Here is a 19,866-nt window from a genome sequence, read left to right on the forward strand (position 1 = left end):
ATATGCAGAGAACCGGGCAAACCGGCCTGTTAGCGGCATTGCCTCTTTTGGCAGGCCAGGGGAGAGATGGATGGAACCTGATCTCGAAGTCGTCCAGATCCGGCGCGGCGAGTCCTTCAAGGCCTGGTCGCACGGCTATCCGTTTCACACCGTCCGCTGGCACTTTCATCCAGAATACGAACTGCACCACGTCGTTGCCACTCGTGGCCGCTATTTCGTCGGCGACTTCATCGGCGAATTCGAGCCGGGCAATCTGGTGCTGACCGGTCCCAACCTGCCGCATAACTGGGTCAGCGAATTACCCGATGGCGCGAGTGTTCCGCTGCGCTGCCGCATCGTGCAGTTTTCCGAGGATTTCATCGGCAATACGATCAAGGTCCTGCCCGAGCTCGGCGCCTTCGAGCGGGTGCTCGAGCGCAGCCGGCACGGGGCTCTTTTCTCCCCGCAAACCGCCGCCGAAATCGCCCCGGCTCTCGAAGAGCTGATCGAGGCCCAGGGCGTGCGGCGCATCGAATTGTTCATCGGCGTCATGGGCGCCTTGAGCCGGGCCAGCGACATCAGGACTTTGGCCAGCTCGCGCTACCTGCCCGACCCCTCCGGCTATATGTCGGTGGGCATCAACAAGGTTCTGGCCCATATCGGCGGCCATCTCACCGAGCCATTCAACGAGAGCGATCTGGCCGCCATTGCCGGGCAAAGCGCCAGCGCCTTCTCGCGCAGCTTCCGCCGCCATACCGGCATGGCGCTGGTGCAATATGTCAATCGGCTGCGCATCAATCTGGCCTGCCAGCTGCTGATGAGCGACGAAGCCATGCCCATCATCGAGATTTGTTACGCGGTGGGCTTCAACAATCTGTCCAATTTCAACCGCCAGTTCCTGACGCAAAAGGGCATGCCGCCCTCGCGCTTCCGCACATTGCTGGCGGCCAATGCAAGAGCGGCCGAAGCCGCCTGATTATCGGAGGACCAAGGGAGGAAGAACCATATTGCCGAATGACCAGACGCGGGCGCGCTCTAAGCGCCCCGCGATAGCAAACGCGTGTCTCAAAAATCCGCAGCCCAAGGCTGCAAATGGAGGAAACCACATGACCACATCCGCATGGAAACGCAGCGCAGCGGCATCCGCCCTGTTCCTGCTCGGCAGCACGGCGGCCTTCGCCCAGGCGGCCGATATCGCCAATGCCACCGTCGCCTTCCTGATGCCCGACCAGGCCTCGACCCGTTACGAGGAACACGACTCCCCCGGCTTCATCGCCGAGATGAAAAAGCTCTGCGAGACCTGCAAGGTCATCTACCAGAACGCCGATGCTGACGCGACCAAACAGCAGCAGCAGTTCAATTCGGTGATCACCCAGGGCGCCAAGGTCATCGTGCTCGACCCCGTCGACTCCGCCGCCGCTGCCTCGCTCGTCTCGCTGGCCCAAAGCCAGGGCGTCAAGGTCATCGCCTATGATCGGCCCATCCCCGATGCCAAGGCCGACTTCTATGTCTCGTTCAACAACGAAGGCATTGGCAAAGCGATCGCTGAATCGCTGGTTGCGCATCTCAAGGCTAACAGTGTGTTACCCGATAGCGGCGGAATCCTGCAGATAAACGGCTCCCCGACCGACGCCGCAGCGGGCCTGATCAAGGACGGCATTCATGCCGGTCTCGCCGAAAGCGGCTACAAAACCCTGGCCGAATTCGACACCCCGGACTGGGCTCCGCCCAAGGCCCAGCAATGGGCCAGTGGCCAGATCACCCGCTTCGGCAGCCAGATCGTCGGCGTCGTCGCGGCCAATGACGGCACCGGTGGCGGCGCCATCGCCGCCTTCAAGGCCGCCGGTGTCGACCCCGTTCCCCCGGTCACCGGCAATGACGCCACCATCGCCGCCCTGCAGCTGATTATCGCGGGCGATCAATACAATACCATCTCCAAGCCCAGCGAGATCGTCGCCGCCGCTGCTGCCAATATCGCGGTGCAGCTGCTCAAGGGCGAGACGCCCAAAGCCGAAATGAGCCTTTACGACACGCCCTCCCAGCTCTTCACCCCAGCCGTGGTTACGGCCGAAAATCTCAAGGCCGAGATCATCGACAAGAATATCGTGGCGGCCGACGTGCTCTGCGTCGATCGCTATGTCGAGGGCTGCAAAGCCCTTGGGATCATTCAGTAATCACCCCGTCCGGCCCTCATCCGGGGGCCGGGCGGATCGACTTTCGGCTCCCCATCGAGGCCCAGCCATGACAGATATTTCCCAGGCGCCGGTGCTCAGCCTGCGCGGCATTTCCAAGAATTTCGGCGCCGTTTCCGCCCTCACCGATATCGACCTTGATGTGAATGCAGGCGAGGTCGTGGCCCTGGTGGGCGACAATGGCGCGGGCAAATCCACCCTGGTCAAAATCCTCTCCGGCGTACACGCGCCCAGCTCCGGCACCATCAGTTTCGGCGGCAAGGAGGTGAGCCTGCCCAATCCCGCAGCAGCCTTGTCGCTGGGCATCGCCACCGTATTCCAGGATCTGGCGCTCTGCGAAAATCTCGACGTCGTCGCCAATATCTTTCTCGGCAAGGAGATCAACCCGCTCCAGCTCGACGAAGTCGCCATGGAAATCCGCGCCTGGAAGCTGCTCAACGAACTTTCCGCGCGCATCCCCAGCGTTCGCGAAGCCGTGGCGTCCCTCTCGGGCGGCCAGCGCCAAACCGTCGCCATCGCCCGCTCGCTGCTGCTCGACCCCAAGCTCATCCTGCTCGACGAACCCACCGCCGCCCTGGGCGTGGCCCAGACGGCCGAAGTGCTCAACCTCATCGAACGCGTCCGCGACCGGGGGCTGGGCGTGGTGATGATCAGCCATAATATGGAAGACGTGCGCGCCGTTGCCGACCGCATCGTCGTGCTGCGGCTGGGCCGCAATAGCGGCGTCTTCTATCCCGATGCCTCCAATGCGGACCTCGTGGGTGCCATCACCGGCGCCTCCGACAATTCCGTATCCCGCCGTGCGGGCCGACGCACCAACGAGGAGGCACGGCCATGACCGGCACGGAAAACCCCACCCCGCTCGACCGCGCCGACATCCGGGTGAGACATGATGAAGGCGCCAGCGGCGCCATCCGCGCCTTTTGGGATCGGGTGCGCAGCGGCGATCTCGGCGCGCTGCCGGTGGTCATCGGCCTCATCGTCATCTGGACGGTCTTCACCGCCCTCAACCCAGTCTTCCTGTCGAGCGCGAACCTGGTCAATCTGCTGTTCGATTCCTCCACTGTCGGCGTCATCGCGCTGGGGGTGGTGCTGATGCTGATGGTGGGCGAAATCGACCTCTCCATCGGCTCGGTCAGCGGCTTTTCCTCGGCGCTGCTTGGCGTGCTCTGGGTCAACCAGGGCTGGCCCGTGGCCCTCGCCATTCTCGCCGCCATCGTCGTCGGCGGGCTGATTGGCCTGCTCTATGCCCAACTCTACAACCGCTTCGGCATGCCCAGTTTCGTCGCCACTCTGGCGGGCCTGCTGGCGGTGCTGGGCCTCCAGCTTTACCTGCTCGGTGGCACGGGCTCGATCAATCTGCCCTATGGCTCCCCGCTGGTAAATTTCGGCCAATTGCTGACCATGCCGGCCTGGGCCTCCCATGCCCTGGCGGCTCTGCCCGGCCTTGCCATGCTGATCACCGGCTATCGCACGGCCGCGCGGCGGCGAGCAGCGGGGCTCTCCGCCCACTCGCTCACCGGCGTCATCCTGCGCGCCGCCGTGGTCACCATCGGGTTGGAATTGGCCGTGGCCTATCTCAACCAGGCCCGTGGCGTGCCATGGATGTTCGGGCTCTTCGTCGTGCTGGTCGTGGGCATGAATTATGCGCTGACCCGCACCCAATGGGGCCGCTCCATGACCGCCGTTGGCGGCAATCGCGAAGCCGCCCGCCGCGCCGGTATTAACGTCAAAGCCATCTATACCAGCGCCTTCGTCTTCTGCGCCATGTTCGCCTCCCTGGGCGGCATTCTGGCCGCCTCGCGCCTAGCCTCGGCCAGCCAGCAGGCGGGCACGGGTGACGTCAATCTCAACGCTATCGCCGCAGCGGTGATCGGTGGCACCAGCCTCTTTGGCGGCCGGGGCAGTGCCTATTCGGCCCTGCTGGGCGTCATCGTCATCCAGTCCATCGCCAGTGGCCTGACCCTGCTCGATCTCAGCTCCTCGCTGCGCTACATGATCACCGGCGGCGTCCTTGCCATCGCGGTTATCGTCGACTCCCTGGCCCGCCGTTCGCGCGCCTCCCATGGCCGCGCCTGAGCGGCCATCCCTTCCCAAAGCATTGAAAGACACGAAAATGGACCAGGATTTGTCAGGAAAAGTCGCCGCTATTACCGGCGCCGCCTCGGGGATCGGGCTGGAATGCGCCAAGGCCCTGGTGGGGGCGGGCGCTCAGGTGTTCTTCGTCGATCGCGCCGAAGAGCGGCTGCGCGAGATCTGCGCCGAACTTGGCCCCAACGCCATCCCGCTTGTGGTCAACCTGACCGAGTCGACGAGCGTCGCCGGCATGATGCCCGCTATCCTCGAAAAAGCCGGCAAGCTCGACATTTTCCACGCCAATGCCGGCTCCTATATCGGCGGCGAGGTGGTCGATGGTGACCCCGACGCCTGGGACCGCATGCTCAACCTCAATATCAATGCCGTGTTCCGGACCGTCCACGCCGTGCTGCCGCATATGGTCGAGCGCAAGACGGGCGACATCATCGTCACCAGCTCGATTGCCGGCATGGTGCCGGTGGTGTGGGAGCCCATCTACACCGCCTCCAAACATGCCGTGCAGGCCTTCGTGCATACCGTGCGGCGCCAGGTGTTCAAGCATGGCATCCGCGTCGGCGCGGTGCAGCCGGGGCCGGTGGTGACGGCTCTGCTCAGCGATTGGCCCAAGGAAAAGCTCGATGAAACCCTCGCCGCAGGCGGGCTGATCGAGCCGACCGAGATCGCGGCGGCCGTCATGTTCATGCTCACGCGACCGCGCAACGTGACCATCCGCGACCTCGTCATTCTGCCCCACAGCACGGATCTCTAAAAACATGGCCGAGCACTTTATCGGCGTCGATGTCGGCACCGGCAGCGCCCGGGCCGGGGTGTTCGACGCCAATGGCACTATGCTGGCCTCGGCCAAGCACAATATCGCGCTTTATCTGGAAGCCGGCGACATTGCCGAGCAATCGAGCGAGGATATCTGGCAAGCCGTCTGCGCCAGCATCGGCGAGGCGGTCGAACTGGCGAGCATCGATCCCGCCTCCATCCATGGCATCGGCTTCGACGCCACCTGTTCGCTCGTGGTTGTGGGCGACGGCGGGCAGCCACTGCCCGTCGGTGCCTCCGGCGATCCCAATCGCAACATCATCGTCTGGATGGATCACCGCGCCCTCGACCAGGCCGAGCGCATCAATGCCACGCGCCACAAGGTGCTCGACTATGTCGGCGGCACCATCTCGCCCGAAATGGAAACCCCAAAGCTGCTCTGGCTGGCCGAGCACATGCCGCAGACTTTTGCGTCCGCCTGGCAATTCTTCGATCTGGCCGACTATCTGACCTGGCGCGCCACGGGAAGCCTGGTGCGCTCGATCTGCACGCTGACCTGCAAATGGACGTATCTGGGCCATGAAGGCCGTTGGGAGGCTGGCTATTTCGAGACCATTGGCCTCGGCAGTCTTGCTCTTGAAGGCTTTGCCCGTATCGGCACTGAAGTCGTGCCGGGCGGCACAGCACTAGGGCAGGGGCTGTCACCTATCGCAGCTGAGGCTATGGGTCTTCCGTCAGGCATTGCCGTCGGCGCTGGCCTGATCGACGCCCATGCCGGCGGCATTGGCACGGTCGGCGCGCGGGGCGGGGCCGGCGATGTGCAATCGCGCATGGCCTATGTGTTCGGCACCTCGGCCTGCACCATGGCCACCACCGCCGAGCCCAGCTTCGTCCCCGGCGTCTGGGGGCCCTATTATTCGGCCATGATGCCGGGCCTCTGGCTCAACGAAGGCGGGCAATCAGCCGCCGGCGCCGCCATCGAACAATTGGTGCAATTCCATCCCGCCGCGCCCGAAGCCAGCCGGATCGCCGCATCCGCTGGTCTGTCGCTGGTCGCCTGGCTAGCCGAAGAAGCCCAGCGCCGGGCCGGCGCCGCAGCCGCACCCGCGCTGATTGGCGACATCCATGTCGTGCCCGAATTCCTGGGCAATCGCTCGCCCCTTGCCGATCCCGAAGCCAAGGCGCTGATCGCTGGGCTGGGCATGGACCGCAGCTTGGATAGCCTGATGGGCCTCTATCTCGCCGGTATAAGCGGTCTGGGTTACGGCGTCCGCCAGATACTTGCCGCCATGGCCGAACAGGGCACCGAAATCGACACCATCGTCATCAGCGGCGGCGCCGGCCAGAGCGCCTTGGTCCGCCAGATATTAGCCGACGCCACCGGCATCACCGTGGCTGCAACGCAGTCCGAAGAACCGGTGCTGCTGGGCTCCGCCATCTTGGGCGCGGTGGCCGCCGGGCGCTATGCCGATATCGGCGCCGCCATGCACGCCATGTCGGAAATCGGGGAAAACTATCAGCCCAATCCTGGTCTTGCAGCGTGGCACGAACGCCGACTGACAGCCTTCGCCGCACTCCAGCAGGTCGGACGAACCATCCGCCAGACCGCTTCTTAAAACGCCATATCCGGCGGCACCGGCGGCGCGTCATACAGCACGGTGATCTTCACCCGCTGGTTGGCCGCCATATAGGGATCGTTGGGAAAGAACGGGTCCGAGGTCGAACGGCCGGTGACGGCTTCGATACGGTCATCGGCTAGCCCGAATTCGCTCAGGATCGAGCGCACCACATTGGCGCGGTCGCTGGACAGATCCCATGGGCCATAGCGCGGATTGCTGAACACGCCGCCAGCCGCGGTATGTCCGGAAATGCTGATCTGGTTGGGCAATTGCTGCAGGATCGGGGCGATGGCCGCGATGGCCTTGCGCGTCAGCTCGAACGGAAATTTCGAGCCTTCGGGGAACATCGGACGGCCTTCCTGATCCACGATCTGGATATTGAGCCCCTCCGGCGTTTCCTCGACCAGCAGGTTGTCGGCAATCTCGGTAATGTCGGGCATAGCCTGCCAGGCCTGCCTGATGCTGGCGGCGGCGCTGTGAAAGGCCTGGCTCTGGCTGGCCTTGATATCGGCCTGCGCCTGGCTCTTGCTGGCCGCGTCCTCGGCGCCGTTCTCTACGTTGTCCTGCGGCTTGGGCGCATCGGCCTTGGCCTCGGTCGAGATACTGCCCGACATCTGTGCGCCGGCGCTGTCCATGGCCGTGCCGCCCATCACCCCGCCCGAGCCGCTGGTGCTGGCGCTGATATTGGGCGGCGCGAAATAATCGGCCAGGCCCTGCTTTTGCTCGGGCGTCGTCATGCTGATCAGCCAGAGCAGCAGGAAGAAGGCCATCATCGCGGTCACGAAATCCGCATAGGCAATCTTCCAGGCCCCGCCATGATGGGCGTGCGCGACCTTCTTGACCTTCTTGATGATGATCGGGCGGTTGCTGTAATCGGCCATTTATGTCTCCGCCTAGATCGCCGCCGGCAGGGCGGCCGTTGCGGCATCCACCTCGGCAAAGGTCGGCCGATTTTCCGACATCAGCATCTTGCGGGCAAATTCGATCGCCATGACCGGCGGATTGCCGGCGACATGGGCCAACAGCCCCGTCTTGAGCGACAGGAAATACTTGTCCTCGGATTCGTAGATATTGCGCAGCGATTGGGCGAAGGGCGCAAAAAAGCCATAGGCCACGAACACGCCGAAGAACGTGCCCACCAAAGCGCCGCCAATCATATGGCCCAGCACTTCGGGCGGCTCGCTGATCGCGCCCATGGTGTGGATCACGCCCAAAACGGCCGCGACAATGCCCAGAGCCGGCGTGCCGTCGGCCAGCGCCTGCACGGCGCCCACCACCCGATGGCGTTCCTGATGATGGGTCTCGAGTTCCTCATCCATCAGCGCTTCCATTTCATGCACATTATTGGTGCCCAGGGTCACCATGCGCATGTAGTCGCAGACAAATTCCACCGCATGGTGATTGCCGGCAAAAGTGGGGAAGCGGTTGAACAGCGTCGATTCACGCGGATTTTCGATATGCTGCTCGATGGCGAGCACGCCCTTGGCCTGGATCAGCTTGAACAGGGTGAACTGCATGCCCAGCAGCTCCACATAGGCCGCCTTGTTATAGCGGGCGCCCTTGAACAGGGTGCCGAGCGAGCCCAGCGTCTGCTTCAGCACCGGCCCGGTATTGCCGATGATGAAGGCGCCGATCGCCGCGCCCAGAATGATCACGAACTCGAACGGTTGAAACAGCACGGCCATGTGGCCGCCAATGGCTGCAAATCCACCCAGCACGCTGCCGATGACGATAACGATGCCGATAATGAGGCGCATTCGATCAGTAACTCACTCTCAGAAACTCACCCGAGGGGTCGCGATGCGCATGTGTGAGCAGGATTTTGGCCGATGCCCCGCAACGCGCTTGTCAGCTAGCCGTCAAATGAATTGCATTTCCCCAAATCCCCGCGCGCAATTTTACCAATCGCCCGCGGCGCAATCGTCGTGGCTACCTGACATGTCGCAAAACGCGGCAAGGCCAGGCCCGCCCAGTTCAATATGGGCGCGCTTAAACCGGCCCGAGGGCCACTATCGGATGATTGGGCTTAATATCCCGTATATCTGCATTTTCTGCAGGCGGGAGGACCAGTCGATATTCGGTTCAGGCTGAGCCGAAAGTGGCGGTTTTCGAGAACCGGAGCGGAGCGTACTTTCGTACGTGAGCACCGGAAGCGCAGAAAGCCGCCATTTGCAGGCCAGCATCAGCTGAATGTCGATTGGTCCTGAGGCCTACTGGGTCGGCCGCAAATCGCTCTCGCTGACGATGCGCAGATGGCTCTCGGTCTTGGCCTGCACCTTGTATTGCACGACGTGGCCTTCAAAGGGCAGCAGGGCGACGATCTTGCATTCCCCGGCCCGGCGCGAGCTGCTGCCATGGCTGGGCAGAAGGTCGAGGACCTCACCGATCTTGAATTTGTGCATGTCGGCTTGGACTCCAATGGGTGCCGTGCGGCTACCCGCAGCGCTGTGTGTGACGATCGGCTGGCCCATGGCGCTTTGCCAGGGCCGCGCCGGAATGCCCGGCAGGTTCCCCGCGGCAAGATGCACTGCGGGGTCGAGAACGTTCGCAAGTTTTAAGGATCGCCAAACAACCGGCATGCCGGCAGGATCAGGTCGCCAATGATGGCTGAAAACGTCCCCGATTATGCGCCGCCAGCCGGTGCATTGCAAGGTAAGCGCAATCTTGCTCCGATCTTATGGCGCCGCGCCGCACAAAAGAAAAACCGGCCGCGACAAATTTGGGAGTTGCGCGGCGGTAGATTCATAGGCGAAACAAGAACCTGTGGCCCCAGAGCCGTCCCATCCACCTTTTTCATGAGTGTGCCACGCGACAATGGCGTCTTCGATATTCCTGATCGCAATTGTTGTTGTGCCCTTCATTGCCAGCCTTGTGGCGGCCCTGTTGCCGCAATCTGCGCGCAATGCCGAAGCCTGGCTCTCCGCCGCTGTCGCTATATTTGGCCTCGCCGTTACCATCTGGCTGTATCCGCAAGTCACCGATGGCGGCGTGCTGCGCCAGGAAATCTCCTGGATTCCCGAGCTTGGCCTCAATCTCATTTTCCGCATCGATGGTTTTGCCTGGCTGTTCTGCCTGCTGATCACCGGCGTCGGGCTCCTGGTCGTGCTTTACGCGCGCTATTACATGTCGCCCAAGGACCCCGTGCCGCGCTTCTTTGCGTTCTTCCTCGCCTTCATGGGCTCGATGCTGGGCGTGGTGCTGTCGGGAAATCTGGTGCAGCTCGTGGTGTTCTGGGAGCTCACCAGTATCACCTCGTTCCTGCTGATCGGCTATTGGTTCCACCTGGCGCAGGCCCGCGATGGCGCCCGCATGGCGCTGACCGTCACCGGGCTGGGTGGGCTGGGCCTATTGCTGGGCATGCTGATCATCGGCCATATCGTGGGCAGCTACGATCTCGATGTCGTGCTGGCCTCGGGCGATCTCATCAAATCGCACCCGCTCTATGTGCCAGCCCTGTTGCTGGTGCTGCTGGGTGCCCTGACCAAGAGCGCCCAATTTCCCTTCCAGTTTTGGCTGCCCCACGCCATGGCGGCGCCGACCCCGGTTTCGGCCTATCTGCACTCGGCCACCATGGTGAAGGCCGGCGTGTTCCTGCTGGTCCGGTTCTGGCCGGTCATGGCGGGCACCGATGCCTGGTTCTGGATCGTCACTTTCGCCGGCCTCACCACGCTGATGCTGGGCGCCTATATCGCCATCTTCCAGACCGATCTCAAAGGCCTGCTCGCCTATTCCACCATCAGCCATCTGGGCCTGATCACGACGCTGTTGGGCATGAGCAGCCCGCTCGCCGCCGTCGCTGCGATCTTCCACATCGCCAATCACGCTACCTTCAAGGCGTCGCTCTTCATGGCGGCCGGCATTATCGACCATGAGACGGGCACGCGAGACATCAGAAAACTCAGTGGCCTCTTCCGCTTCATGCCGTTCACCGCAACCCTGGCCATGGTCGCCAGCGCCGCCATGGCCGGCGTGCCGCTGCTGAACGGGTTCCTCTCCAAGGAAATGTTCTTCACCGAAACGGCCCTGCGCGACGCCAATCCCTTCGTCAATCTGGCCCTGCCCATCGGCGCCACCATCGCGGGCATGTTCAGCGTCGTCTATTCGCTGCGCTTCGTGCATGGCGTGTTCTTCGGGCCCGCGCCGACCGGGCTCGACCGCGTACCGCACGAGCCCCCTGCATTGATGCGCCGCCCCATCGAAATCCTGGTACTGCTCTGCCTGCTGGTCGGCATTATTCCCGGCATCACCATCGCGCCGTTCCTTGCCGCGGCCGTAGTCTCGGTGGTTGGTCCCGACACGCCCTATTATAGTCTCTCGATCTGGCACGGCTTCAACATCCCGCTGGCCATGAGCGCCATCGCGCTGGTCGGCGGCGTGCTGCTCTATCTGGCGCTCTACAAATATCTGGCGCGCGGCATTGAGGGCCCCCCGCTGATCCGCAATCTTAAGGGGCAGCGCATTTTCGAGCGCGTGCTGGTCACCATTTCGTGGAAATGGGCCAAGGCGCTGGAAAAATTGCTGGGCACGCGCCGCCTGCAGCCGCAACTGGCTTTGCTGGTGACCCTGGCCGTCGTGGCCGCTGCCATTCCCCTGTCTGCTGGTGTGGGCCAATTGGCCCTGCCGCCCACCCCATTCGATCCGGCCTTCGCGCTGGTCTGGGGCGTGGGCATTGTCTGCGCCATTGCCGCAACCTATCAGGCCAAGTTCCACCGCCTTGTGGCGCTTGTGGCGCTGGGCGGGGCGGGGCTGGTCACCTGCATCACCTTTGTCTGGTTCTCCGCGCCCGATCTGGCAGTCACCCAATTGCTCGTCGAAATCGTCACCACGGTGCTGATCTTGCTTGGCCTGCGCTGGCTGCCCAAGCGGGTCGAATTCGATAGCGACGACACGCTTTCGCGCAAGGCCCGCTTCCGCCGCATCCGCGATCTGGGCCTCGCCATCATTGCCGGTTGCGGCATGGCGCTGATGTCCTATGCCATCATGACGCGGCCGGCAGGGCAGGGGATTGGCGACTTCTTCCTCGAAAATTCTTATAAGCTGGGCGGCGGCACCAATGTGGTCAATGTCATGCTGGTGGATTTCCGCGGCTTCGACACCTTTGGCGAAATCACCGTGCTCGGCATTGTCGCGCTCACCGTCTTCGCCCTCTTGCGCCGCTTCCGTCCGGCCTCGGATTCCATCGAAAAGCCCGAACAGCAGCGCATCCAGAACGCCTTCGACGATCAACGTCCCGATCGCAATTCCGGCGACACGATCAACGAATACCTGATGATCCCCGCGGTCATCATGCAATGGCTGTTCCCGGTCATCATCGTGCTCGCGCTGCACATTTTCATGCGCGGCCATGACCAGCCCGGCGGCGGCTTTGCCGCTGGCATCATCATGTCCATCGGCTTCATCCTGCAATATATGGCCGGCGGCACCCGCTGGGTGGAAGAACGCCTGCGCATCCTGCCCATCCGCTGGATCGGCATGGGCCTGCTGATCGCGCTGGCCACCGGCATTGGCTCCTGGCTGTTCGGCTATCCCTTCATGACCACGGCATTCCAATATGCCGAAATCCCCTTTATCGGCCGGGTGCCCATGGCCTCCGCGCTGATCTTTGATCTGGGGGTCTTTACCCTCGTCGTCGGCGCCACCGTCCTCATCCTGATTGCGCTCGCCCACCAATCGGTCCGCGCTCCCCGCGTCTCGCGGCGGCCGGCCGTGGTGCGCGAGGAAGCCCCGCCCAAGCCGGAGGAGGTCCGCTGATGGAATTGATCCTGGCCATCGCTATCGGCGTGCTCACCACTTGCGGGGTCTGGCTGCTGCTGCGCCCGCGCACCTTCCAGGTCATTGTGGGGCTGTCGCTGATTTCCTATGCGGTTAATCTGTTCATCTTCGGCATGGGCCGGCTGCGCATCGACGCAGCGCCCGTGGTCGAGGGCGGATTGGTCGACCCTGCCAATTACACCGACCCGGTGCCCCAGGCCCTGGTGCTGACCGCCATCGTCATCGGCTTTGCCATGACGGCGCTCTTCCTCGTCGTGCTGCTGGCCGCCCGCGGCTTTACCGGCACCGACCATGTCGACGGGCGGGAACGCTGATGCATTTTCTGCTCGATCACCTCGTCATCCTGCCCATCCTGTTGCCGCTGGCGACCGGGGCCATCCTGCTGTTCATCGATGACCGGCTGCGCCCGGTCAAAGCCGCGATCAACTTCGCCTCCACTGTGCTGCTGCTGATCCTGGCCATCCTGCTGGTGCGTCACGCCGCCGAAGCCGGGCAGGCGGGCGGGGTCGGCAACGCCACCTACCCGCTGGGCAATTGGCCCGTGCCCTTCGGCATCGTGCTCGTCGCCGACCGGCTCTCGGCGCTGTTGGTATTGCTGACCGCCATTTTGGGCCTTTGTGCTCTGGCCTTCTCGCTGGCCCGCTGGCACGCCGTCGGTCCCAGCTTCCATAGTCTGTTCCAGTTCCTGCTCATGGGTCTGTGCGGCGCCTTCCTCACCGGCGATCTGTTCAATCTCTTCGTCTTCTTCGAAGTGTTGCTGGCTGCCTCCTATGGCCTCGCCCTGCATGGTTCCGGCTCGGCCCGCGTCCGCGCCGGCCTGCACTATATCGCCATCAACCTGGCTGCCTCCTCGCTGTTCCTGATCGGCGCGGCTTTGATCTATGGCGTCACCGGCACGCTCAACATGGCCGATATCGCCGCCCGCGTCGCTGATGTGGCCGATGCCGATCGCGGCCTGCTCGAAGCCGGCGCCGGCATTCTGGGCATTGCCTTTCTGGTCAAGGCCGGCATGTGGCCGCTCGGCTTCTGGTTGCCCAATACCTATGCCGCGGCCAGCGCTCCGGTCGCCGCGCTCTTTGCCATCATGACCAAGGTCGGCATCTATGCGGTGCTACGGCTGTCCCTCCTGGTCTTCGGGGATCAGGCCGGCGTTTCGGCCGGCTTCGGACACGCTTTCCTGCTCTATGGCGGCATGGCCACCATCGCCTATGGCGCCATCGGCGCCCTCGCCGCCCAGTCCACCGCGCGCCTCTCGGGCAATCTGGTGCTGATGTCCTCCGGCACGCTGCTCGCCGCCATCGGCTTCGGCAATGCCGGGGTGGTCAGCGGCGCGCTGTTCTATCTGGTCAGCTCGACCCTCGCCATCTCGGCGCTGTTCCTCCTCGTTGAGCTGCTCGAACGCATCCGCGTCGAAGGCGCCGATATTCTGGCTGTCACCATGGAAGCCTATGGTGACGATGACGAAGAGGACGAAGAGCAGGAGGTCGGCGTCGTCATTCCCGGCGCGCTCGCCGTGCTCGGCATCAGTTTTGCCGTCTGCGCGCTGGTCCTCTCCGGCCTGCCGCCGCTGTCGGGCTTCATCGCTAAATTCGCCATGATCTCGCCCATGTTCAATCCGCAGGGGCTGGCGACGGTCAACGAGATTTCCGCCTCGGCCTGGTGGTTGGCGGGCCTCCTGATCTTCTCCGGCTTTGCCGCGCTGATTGCCCTCACCCGCACCGGCATCAACACCTTCTGGGCGACCGTCGCCGAAGGTCCGGCTGCCGTGCGGGTCATCGAGATCCTGCCGGTGGTCGTCCTGCTCGGCCTCTGCGTCGTCATGGTCGTGCTGGCCGGCCCGATCATGACCTATCTCGAAGCCGCCGCGAATGCGCTGCATGCCCCCGCCGGCTATATTGCCGATGTGCTGGGCGCCCCCGTCGTGGTCGATCTGGGGGCCAAGCCATGAAGCGTGTCCTGCCCTATCCGCTGCTCTTTGTCGGCCTGCTGCTGATGTGGCTGCTGCTGCAGCAATCGCTTGGCCTGGGCCACATCCTGCTCGGCGGCCTGATCGCCTTTGGCGCCACCCACGCCATGGCGGCCTTGCAGCCCGAACGGCCCAAAATCCGCCGCCCCGGCAAGATCATCAAATTGATCGTTCTGGTGCTGGCCGATGTCGCCCGCTCCAATCTGGCCGTCGCCGGCATCATCCTGCGCGGCCGGCGCGGCGAGCATAAAGCCGGTTTCCTGCTGCTGCCGCTCGAGCTCAAGGACAAAAGCGGTCTCGCCGTGCTGTCCTGCATCGTCACGGCAACGCCCGGCAGCGCCTGGCTGGAATATGATCCGGTCGGCAGCACCGTCCTGGTGCATGTGCTCGATCTGATCGACGAGCAGGCATGGATCGACACCATCAAGCACCGCTATGAAGCGCTGCTGCTGGAGATTTTCCAATGAGCGCTGCGATCCTGTTTTGGACATTGACGACCGCCCAGGTCATGCTGGCTCTGGCCATGGTCGCCACCATCTACCGCGTCATCAAGGGCCCTCGCGCCCAGGACCGCATTGTCAGCCTCGACGCGCTTTATGTGAACGCCATGCTGCTGCTGGTCGTCTTCGGCATTCACTATGGCACCTCGGTCTATTTCGAGGTCGCGCTGATCATTTCCCTGCTCGGCTTTGTCGGCACAGTGGCGCTGGCCAAATTCCTCATGCGTGGCGAGGTGATCGAATGATTCCCGACGATCTGCCGCTCTGGCTGGCCATTCTGGTCGGTATCTGCGTATTGGCCGGCGCCGTCCTGACCCTGGTGGGCGCTATTGGCCTCGCGCGGTTTTCCAGCTTTTACGAACGCGTGCACGCACCCACTTTGGGCACCAGCCTGGGCACGGGCTTCATCCTGCTCGGCTCAGTGCTCTATTTCACCATCACCGGCCAGCGCCTGTCGGTGCATGAAGTGCTGATCTTCATTTTCGTCTCGGTCACCACCCCGGTAACGCTGATGCTGCTGGCCCGCGCCGCCCTCTATCGCGACCGCGAGGAGGGGACGGGCGCGGTGCCGCCGTCACGTTTCGGGCGCGACGACGGCTAGTCACTACTCCGCGGGCGCGTGCCCGGCCTCGCTATCATCCGGCGCCTTGGGCAGGAACCGACGGGTGAAGTGGGAGAAGCTGTCGATATAAGTCAGCATCACCGGCACCACGACCAGCGTCAGCGCCGTCGAGCTCAGCAGCCCCCCGATCACAGCGTGCGCCATGGGCGCATTCTGCCCGCTGCCTTCATGCAGGCTCAGCGCCAGCGGCAGCATGCCGAAGATCATCGCCAGCGTCGTCATGATGATCGGCCGGAAACGGGTGGCCCCCGCCTCGACCAGCGCCTCATAGAGGTTCCAGCCTTCGCGCACATGCTGGTTGGCATTGTCGACCAACAGGATGGCGTTCTTGACCACCAGGCCCATCAGCATGATGAAGCCGATGGCCGAGAACATGTTGAGCGTCGAGCCACCCACCAATAGCCCCAGCATCACCCCGATCAACGCCAGCGGCAGCGACACCATGATGGCAATGGGCTGCAGGAAGCTGCCGAACTGGCTGGCCAGCACGAGATAAATGAAGATCACCGCCAGCAGCAGCGCCGATCCGGCGGCCCCTGCAGTCTCGTTCAGTTCCTCGACATCGCCGCCCATCGAGGTGCGGTAGCCCACCGGCATCTCGACACTGTCCACCGCCGCCTGCAGCGCCGCCGTCACCGAGCCCAGTTCGACCCCGGACAGGTTGGCCGTGACGCTGACCTGCCGCGACAGGTCCCGCCGCAGGATTTCCCCCGGCCCTTCCGACTGCACGATCTGCGCCACCTGGTCGAGCCGCACCATGGCATTGGAGCCCGTGGCCCCGCTCTGGGTGATGGGGAGCGAACCCAGCGTTTCGACATCGTCACGCGCCCATTCAGGCAGGCGCACGGTCACGGTGTAATTATCGCCATTGGGAGCGGTCCAGTCGGTCACTTCCTCCCCACCCAGCATCGGCCCCAGCGTCGCGCCGATCTGTTGCAGGTTGACGCCAAGATCGCTGGCCCGGTCCCGTTCGATCCGCACGCCCAGCACCGGCTGGGCATCGTCGAGGCTGGATTTGACGTCGATCAGCCCGTCGATCGCCTCGAGCTTGGCCATCAATTGCCGCGCCAATTGGTCGAGCACAGTAAAATTGTCGCCATACATGATTATCGAAATGGGCGCCGAAACCCCGCCGCCCAACCCGCCTGCGGCACCCACACTGGTCTCCACACCGGGGATTTGCTGCAGCGCCAGGCGGACCGGCTCGGTCATCTGCACCGGGCTGCGGCTGCGTTCGGCCTTCTCGACCATGGTCACGACAATGGTCGCCTTGTTGTCGCCCGTCGTCGTGCCCGCATTGATCGTGGCATAGGTGCCCGCGACTTCCGGGAAGCGCTTGAGCGTCGCGTCGATCTGCCGGACCTTGCTGGCGGTGTAGTCGATGGACGAGCCCGTCGGCGTTTCGATATCGACCTGGAATTCGCCATTATCCGTCGCCGGCACGAATTCCACGCCGACCAGCGGGAACAGGAAGAACGTGCCGATAAACGAAGCCACCGCAATGGCTAGCGTGGTCTTGCGGAATTTGAGGCACCAGCGCAGCACGCCCCGATAGCCTTCCCCGATCCACTGGAAGAAGCGATCGAACTGCGCCACCGCCCGGCCGATCGGGCCGCGCTTGGCATCGGGATGGGCCGCCGGATCATACCAGACACTGCTCATCATCGGGTCGAGCGTGAAGGCGACGAACAGCGAGATCAGCACCGCTACCGACACCGTGACGCCGAATTGCAGGAAGAAGCGCCCCAAAATGCCTTCCATGAAGGCAACGGGCAGGAACACCGCCACGATCGACAACGTGGTCGCCAGCACGGCGAGCCCAATTTCATTGGTGCCATCGAGCGCCGCCTGCCGGTGCGACTTGCCCACATGCAGGTGCCGCATGATGTTTTCTCGCACCACGATGGCGTCGTCGATCAGAATGCCGACCGCCAGCGACAGGGCCATCAGCGTCATCATGTTGAGCGTGAAGCCCAGGAAATACAGCACGATCATCGCCCCGATGATCGAGATCGGCAGGGTCAGCCCCGTGATGACGGTGGACCGCCACGAATTGAGGAACAGGAAGACGATGAACACGGCCAGCACCGCGCCTTCGATCAGCATGTTCTGCACCGCATGGAAGGAGTCTTCCACCGGCACGGCATTGTCGCGCACGATTTCAAGCCGCACATCGTCCGGCAATTCGTCGGCCTGCATGCGGGCGATCGCCGCGCGCACATCCTCGGCCACACCGACCGTATTGGCGCCCTGCGTCTTGACCACGTCGATCGCCAGAGCCGGCTGGCCATTGAGCAGCGCCATGCTGGTAATGTCGGCCTGGCCATCCTCGATGGTCGCCACGTCGCGCAGATAGACCGCCTGGCCACCCTGGCGCGCCACGATGATGTCGAGGAAATCATTGGCCTGTTCGATCCGGCCCTCGACCTGGATCGACTGCACCTGGTTGCCCTGGGTCAGCGAGCCCGCCGGCAGGTTCTGGTTCTCCTGGTCCAGCGCCTGGATCACCTGGCTGACGCCCACATTGAACGCATTGAGCTTGTCCGGATCGACCAGCACATTGAGCTGGCGCGGCACCCCACCCACCACGGTGGCGCGACCGACGCCCGAAATATTGGACAGCCGAGCGACGATGACGTCCTCGGTGAGGGCGGTCAGGTCGCGCGGCGACAGCGTTTGCGAGCTGACCGCCACCGAGATCACCGGCAATTCGGCCGGATCGAAGCGCAAGACCTGGGCATCGCCCGCATTGTCGGGAAAGCCCGCCTCGACCGTTGCCAGCCGGTCGCGCACATCCTGCGCCGCGGCCTGTGAATTGACGCTCATATCAAAGAAGATGAGCACCATGGCCTGGCCCGATTGCGAGGTGGACTGGATATTGTCCAGCCCGCCAATCGTATTCACCGCCTCCTCGATCGGCTTGACGATGTCGTTTTCCACCGCCTCCGGCGAGGCGCCGGGATAGCTGACCACCACCGCGACCACGGGGAAGTCGATATTGGGCAATTGCTCGATCGGCAGCCGCTGGTAGGAGTAGATGCCGAACACCAGCATGGCCACCATGATCATGGTGGCAAAGACCGGGTGATTGACGCTGATGCGGGTGAGGAACATGGATCAGTTCTCCACCATCTCGATGCGGTCGCCCGGCTCCAGCTGGGTCAGCACTGCCGTGACGATGACGTCCCCGGTGCTGATCCCCGACGTGATCTCGATCAGCCGTCCGGCGCTCCACTCGCTGCCCTTTTCCACGCCCTGGCGAACAACAGTATCGCCCTCCACCTTGAGCACATAAAAGCCCTCGGCATCCTCGCGCACCGCCCCGCTGGGCAGTGCCAGCGCATCGGGTTGTTCGACCACGGTGATCTGGCCGACCGCGAACATGCCGCCGCGTAGCACCCCATCGGCATTGTCCAGCGTGATATAGACCGGAATGGTCCGCGTACCGGCGGCGGCCACCGGATTGACCCGTTCCACCTTGCCCTCGAAGGTGCGATTGGCAATGCCTTCCACCGATACGGCAACGCTCTGCCCGGGCTTGACCAATGCCCCGGCGCTGACCGGTGCTGCCGCCGTCAGCTCGATGGTGGTGAGATCGACAATGGTGAAAACGGCCGTGCCCTGCGCCACCATCTGACCCGGCTCGACACTGCGTTCCGAAACGATGCCGGCCATCGGCGCCTTGATCGTGGCGTTCTGCACGCCAATGCGCGCCGCTTCCACCTGACCCTCAAGCGCCGCAAGATTGGCGCGCAGCGCATCAACGCTCGATTGCGCCTGCTCCAGCCCCGACGAGGCGGTCAAGCCGCGCTCGATCAGATCGGTGGTGCGCAAGAGTTGGCTTTCGGCAAGCACCAGTTGCGCCCGCGTCGCGGCCGCCGTGCTGGTCTGCTGGTCGAGCTGGATGCGCAGGCTCTCGGTATCGAGCTGCACCAGCACATCGCCCTCGCGCACCGCGTCGCCCGGCCGCGCCATCACGGCCACGGCGCGCGCGGAAACCTGTGAGGCAACCTGCGTCTGCCGCTGCGGTCCTAGCGAGCCGGTGACCTTGACCTGCTGCGCCAGGGTCTGAGGCGCCACACTGGTGACCTCGGATGTGGTCACTTGCATCACTGTCTCGGCGGCAGCGGTTTCCACCGGCGCTTCGGGCGGCGGCTGCAGCGTGTTGAATGCGATGAAGGCGACTATCGCCAGCACCACGAGCGCCAGCAATATCCATGGCCAGCGGCGGCGGCGCGGCTTCTCACCGGCCGCGATCCGCGCTGCATTGGCTTTGTCGTGTTTGCTCTGTGCCCATTCGGGCTTGGCGGCGGGAGCGGTCATGGCTGGACACCGTCTGGTTTATGGGCCGGCTCGTCAGTGCAATGGC

General features: G+C 63.7%; 17 protein-coding genes. 12 read left to right on the forward strand and 5 right to left on the reverse strand.

Annotated features, from left to right (window positions below; genetic code table 11):
* The first annotated feature begins 70 nt into the window (after nt 1–70).
* The 6 genes from ACI3KW_RS08710 (at nt 71) to ACI3KW_RS08735 (ending at nt 6,634) form a co-directional block, all read left to right on the forward strand.
* Nucleotides 71–955 carry an AraC family transcriptional regulator gene (locus tag ACI3KW_RS08710; protein WP_262170090.1) on the forward strand — a complete coding sequence of 295 codons (885 nt, stop codon included), beginning with the start codon at nt 71–73 and terminating at the stop codon, nt 953–955.
* Nucleotides 956–1,085: 130 nt separating this feature from the next.
* Nucleotides 1,086–2,153, forward strand: a complete 1,068-nt coding sequence (locus ACI3KW_RS08715) for a sugar ABC transporter substrate-binding protein (protein WP_404847736.1) — start codon at nt 1,086–1,088, stop codon at nt 2,151–2,153.
* 67 nt (nt 2,154–2,220) lie between these two features.
* Entirely contained in the window at nt 2,221–3,009 is a 789-nt protein-coding gene (locus ACI3KW_RS08720) for an ATP-binding cassette domain-containing protein (RefSeq protein ID WP_262170086.1), read from the forward strand.
* Nucleotides 3,006–4,250: a sugar ABC transporter permease gene (locus tag ACI3KW_RS08725; RefSeq protein ID WP_404847737.1), complete on the forward strand. Its 1,245-nt coding sequence runs from the start codon at nt 3,006–3,008 to the stop codon at nt 4,248–4,250. The genes ACI3KW_RS08720 and ACI3KW_RS08725 overlap by 4 nt, the downstream gene beginning before the upstream one ends.
* 37 nt (nt 4,251–4,287) lie before the next feature.
* A complete protein-coding gene (locus ACI3KW_RS08730; RefSeq protein ID WP_404847738.1) occupies nt 4,288–5,016 on the forward strand; it encodes an SDR family oxidoreductase in 729 nt (242 codons plus the stop codon).
* Nucleotides 5,017–5,020: 4 nt separating this feature from the next.
* A complete protein-coding gene (locus ACI3KW_RS08735; RefSeq protein WP_404847739.1) occupies nt 5,021–6,634 on the forward strand; it encodes an FGGY-family carbohydrate kinase in 1,614 nt (537 codons plus the stop codon).
* On the opposite strand, the gene ACI3KW_RS08740 is transcribed toward ACI3KW_RS08735, so the two are convergent.
* The 3 genes from ACI3KW_RS08740 to ACI3KW_RS08750 all read right to left on the reverse strand — a co-directional run bounded on the left by ACI3KW_RS08740 (nt 6,631) and on the right by ACI3KW_RS08750 (nt 9,039).
* Nucleotides 6,631–7,518, reverse strand: coding sequence for a flagellar motor protein MotB (locus tag ACI3KW_RS08740; RefSeq protein WP_404847740.1), 888 nt, complete (start codon nt 7,516–7,518; stop codon nt 6,631–6,633). The genes ACI3KW_RS08735 and ACI3KW_RS08740 overlap by 4 nt on opposite strands.
* Nucleotides 7,519–7,530: 12 nt before the next feature.
* Nucleotides 7,531–8,394, reverse strand: a complete 864-nt coding sequence (gene motA / locus ACI3KW_RS08745) for a flagellar motor stator protein MotA (RefSeq protein WP_113121375.1) — start codon at nt 8,392–8,394, stop codon at nt 7,531–7,533.
* Between the two features lie 453 nt (nt 8,395–8,847).
* Nucleotides 8,848–9,039, reverse strand: a complete 192-nt coding sequence (locus ACI3KW_RS08750; RefSeq protein WP_262170075.1) for a hypothetical protein — start codon at nt 9,037–9,039, stop codon at nt 8,848–8,850.
* A gap of 412 nt (nt 9,040–9,451) precedes the next feature.
* On the opposite strand from ACI3KW_RS08750, the gene ACI3KW_RS08755 reads away from it, so the two are divergent.
* The 6 genes from ACI3KW_RS08755 to mnhG are packed head-to-tail and all read left to right on the forward strand — an operon-like array spanning nt 9,452 to nt 15,476.
* Entirely contained in the window at nt 9,452–12,388 is a 2,937-nt protein-coding gene (locus ACI3KW_RS08755) for a monovalent cation/H+ antiporter subunit A (RefSeq protein ID WP_404847741.1), read from the forward strand.
* Nucleotides 12,388–12,723, forward strand: a complete 336-nt coding sequence (locus tag ACI3KW_RS08760; RefSeq protein WP_262170071.1) for a Na+/H+ antiporter subunit C — start codon at nt 12,388–12,390, stop codon at nt 12,721–12,723. Before ACI3KW_RS08755 ends, ACI3KW_RS08760 begins: the two co-directional genes overlap by 1 nt.
* Nucleotides 12,723–14,357, forward strand: a complete 1,635-nt coding sequence (locus ACI3KW_RS08765; RefSeq protein WP_404847742.1) for a monovalent cation/H+ antiporter subunit D — start codon at nt 12,723–12,725, stop codon at nt 14,355–14,357. The genes ACI3KW_RS08760 and ACI3KW_RS08765 overlap by 1 nt, the downstream gene beginning before the upstream one ends.
* Entirely contained in the window at nt 14,354–14,842 is a 489-nt protein-coding gene (locus tag ACI3KW_RS08770) for a Na+/H+ antiporter subunit E (RefSeq protein ID WP_404847743.1), read from the forward strand. The genes ACI3KW_RS08765 and ACI3KW_RS08770 overlap by 4 nt, the downstream gene beginning before the upstream one ends.
* Nucleotides 14,839–15,120, forward strand: coding sequence for a K+/H+ antiporter subunit F (locus ACI3KW_RS08775; RefSeq protein ID WP_113121371.1), 282 nt, complete (start codon nt 14,839–14,841; stop codon nt 15,118–15,120). The genes ACI3KW_RS08770 and ACI3KW_RS08775 overlap by 4 nt, the downstream gene beginning before the upstream one ends.
* Entirely contained in the window at nt 15,117–15,476 is a 360-nt protein-coding gene (mnhG, locus tag ACI3KW_RS08780; RefSeq protein WP_404847744.1) for a monovalent cation/H(+) antiporter subunit G, read from the forward strand. The genes ACI3KW_RS08775 and mnhG overlap by 4 nt, the downstream gene beginning before the upstream one ends.
* A gap of 3 nt (nt 15,477–15,479) precedes the next feature.
* Here mnhG and ACI3KW_RS08785 read toward each other — a convergent pair whose 3' ends face one another.
* Both ACI3KW_RS08785 and ACI3KW_RS08790 read right to left on the reverse strand, forming a co-directional pair.
* Nucleotides 15,480–18,611: an efflux RND transporter permease subunit gene (locus ACI3KW_RS08785; protein ID WP_404847745.1), complete on the reverse strand. Its 3,132-nt coding sequence runs from the start codon at nt 18,609–18,611 to the stop codon at nt 15,480–15,482.
* A gap of 3 nt (nt 18,612–18,614) precedes the next feature.
* Entirely contained in the window at nt 18,615–19,820 is a 1,206-nt protein-coding gene (locus tag ACI3KW_RS08790; RefSeq protein WP_404847746.1) for an efflux RND transporter periplasmic adaptor subunit, read from the reverse strand.
* Between the last annotated feature and the right edge of the window lie 46 nt (nt 19,821–19,866).

It is taken from the genome of Devosia sp. ZW T5_3, from assembly GCF_044987315.1.
Lineage (GTDB): Bacteria > Pseudomonadota > Alphaproteobacteria > Rhizobiales > Devosiaceae > Devosia.

Excerpts from the sequence above, each read along its gene's own strand:
- ACI3KW_RS08710 (WP_262170090.1), top strand. The coding sequence starts at position 71 with ATGGAACCTGATCTCGAAGTCGTCCAGATCCGGCGCGGCGAGTCCTTC.
- ACI3KW_RS08715 (WP_404847736.1), top strand. The coding sequence starts at position 1,086 with ATGACCACATCCGCATGGAAACGCAGCGCAGCGGCATCCGCCCTGTTC.
- ACI3KW_RS08720 (WP_262170086.1), top strand. The coding sequence starts at position 2,221 with ATGACAGATATTTCCCAGGCGCCGGTGCTCAGCCTGCGCGGCATTTCC.
- ACI3KW_RS08725 (WP_404847737.1), top strand. The coding sequence starts at position 3,006 with ATGACCGGCACGGAAAACCCCACCCCGCTCGACCGCGCCGACATCCGG.
- ACI3KW_RS08730 (WP_404847738.1), top strand. The coding sequence starts at position 4,288 with ATGGACCAGGATTTGTCAGGAAAAGTCGCCGCTATTACCGGCGCCGCC.
- ACI3KW_RS08735 (WP_404847739.1), top strand. The coding sequence starts at position 5,021 with ATGGCCGAGCACTTTATCGGCGTCGATGTCGGCACCGGCAGCGCCCGG.
- ACI3KW_RS08740 (WP_404847740.1), bottom strand. The coding sequence starts at position 7,518 with ATGGCCGATTACAGCAACCGCCCGATCATCATCAAGAAGGTCAAGAAG.
- motA (WP_113121375.1), bottom strand. The coding sequence starts at position 8,394 with ATGCGCCTCATTATCGGCATCGTTATCGTCATCGGCAGCGTGCTGGGT.
- ACI3KW_RS08750 (WP_262170075.1), bottom strand. The coding sequence starts at position 9,039 with ATGCACAAATTCAAGATCGGTGAGGTCCTCGACCTTCTGCCCAGCCAT.
- ACI3KW_RS08755 (WP_404847741.1), top strand. The coding sequence starts at position 9,452 with ATGGCGTCTTCGATATTCCTGATCGCAATTGTTGTTGTGCCCTTCATT.
- ACI3KW_RS08760 (WP_262170071.1), top strand. The coding sequence starts at position 12,388 with ATGGAATTGATCCTGGCCATCGCTATCGGCGTGCTCACCACTTGCGGG.
- ACI3KW_RS08765 (WP_404847742.1), top strand. The coding sequence starts at position 12,723 with ATGCATTTTCTGCTCGATCACCTCGTCATCCTGCCCATCCTGTTGCCG.
- ACI3KW_RS08770 (WP_404847743.1), top strand. The coding sequence starts at position 14,354 with ATGAAGCGTGTCCTGCCCTATCCGCTGCTCTTTGTCGGCCTGCTGCTG.
- ACI3KW_RS08775 (WP_113121371.1), top strand. The coding sequence starts at position 14,839 with ATGAGCGCTGCGATCCTGTTTTGGACATTGACGACCGCCCAGGTCATG.
- mnhG (WP_404847744.1), top strand. The coding sequence starts at position 15,117 with ATGATTCCCGACGATCTGCCGCTCTGGCTGGCCATTCTGGTCGGTATC.
- ACI3KW_RS08785 (WP_404847745.1), bottom strand. The coding sequence starts at position 18,611 with ATGTTCCTCACCCGCATCAGCGTCAATCACCCGGTCTTTGCCACCATG.
- ACI3KW_RS08790 (WP_404847746.1), bottom strand. The coding sequence starts at position 19,820 with ATGACCGCTCCCGCCGCCAAGCCCGAATGGGCACAGAGCAAACACGAC.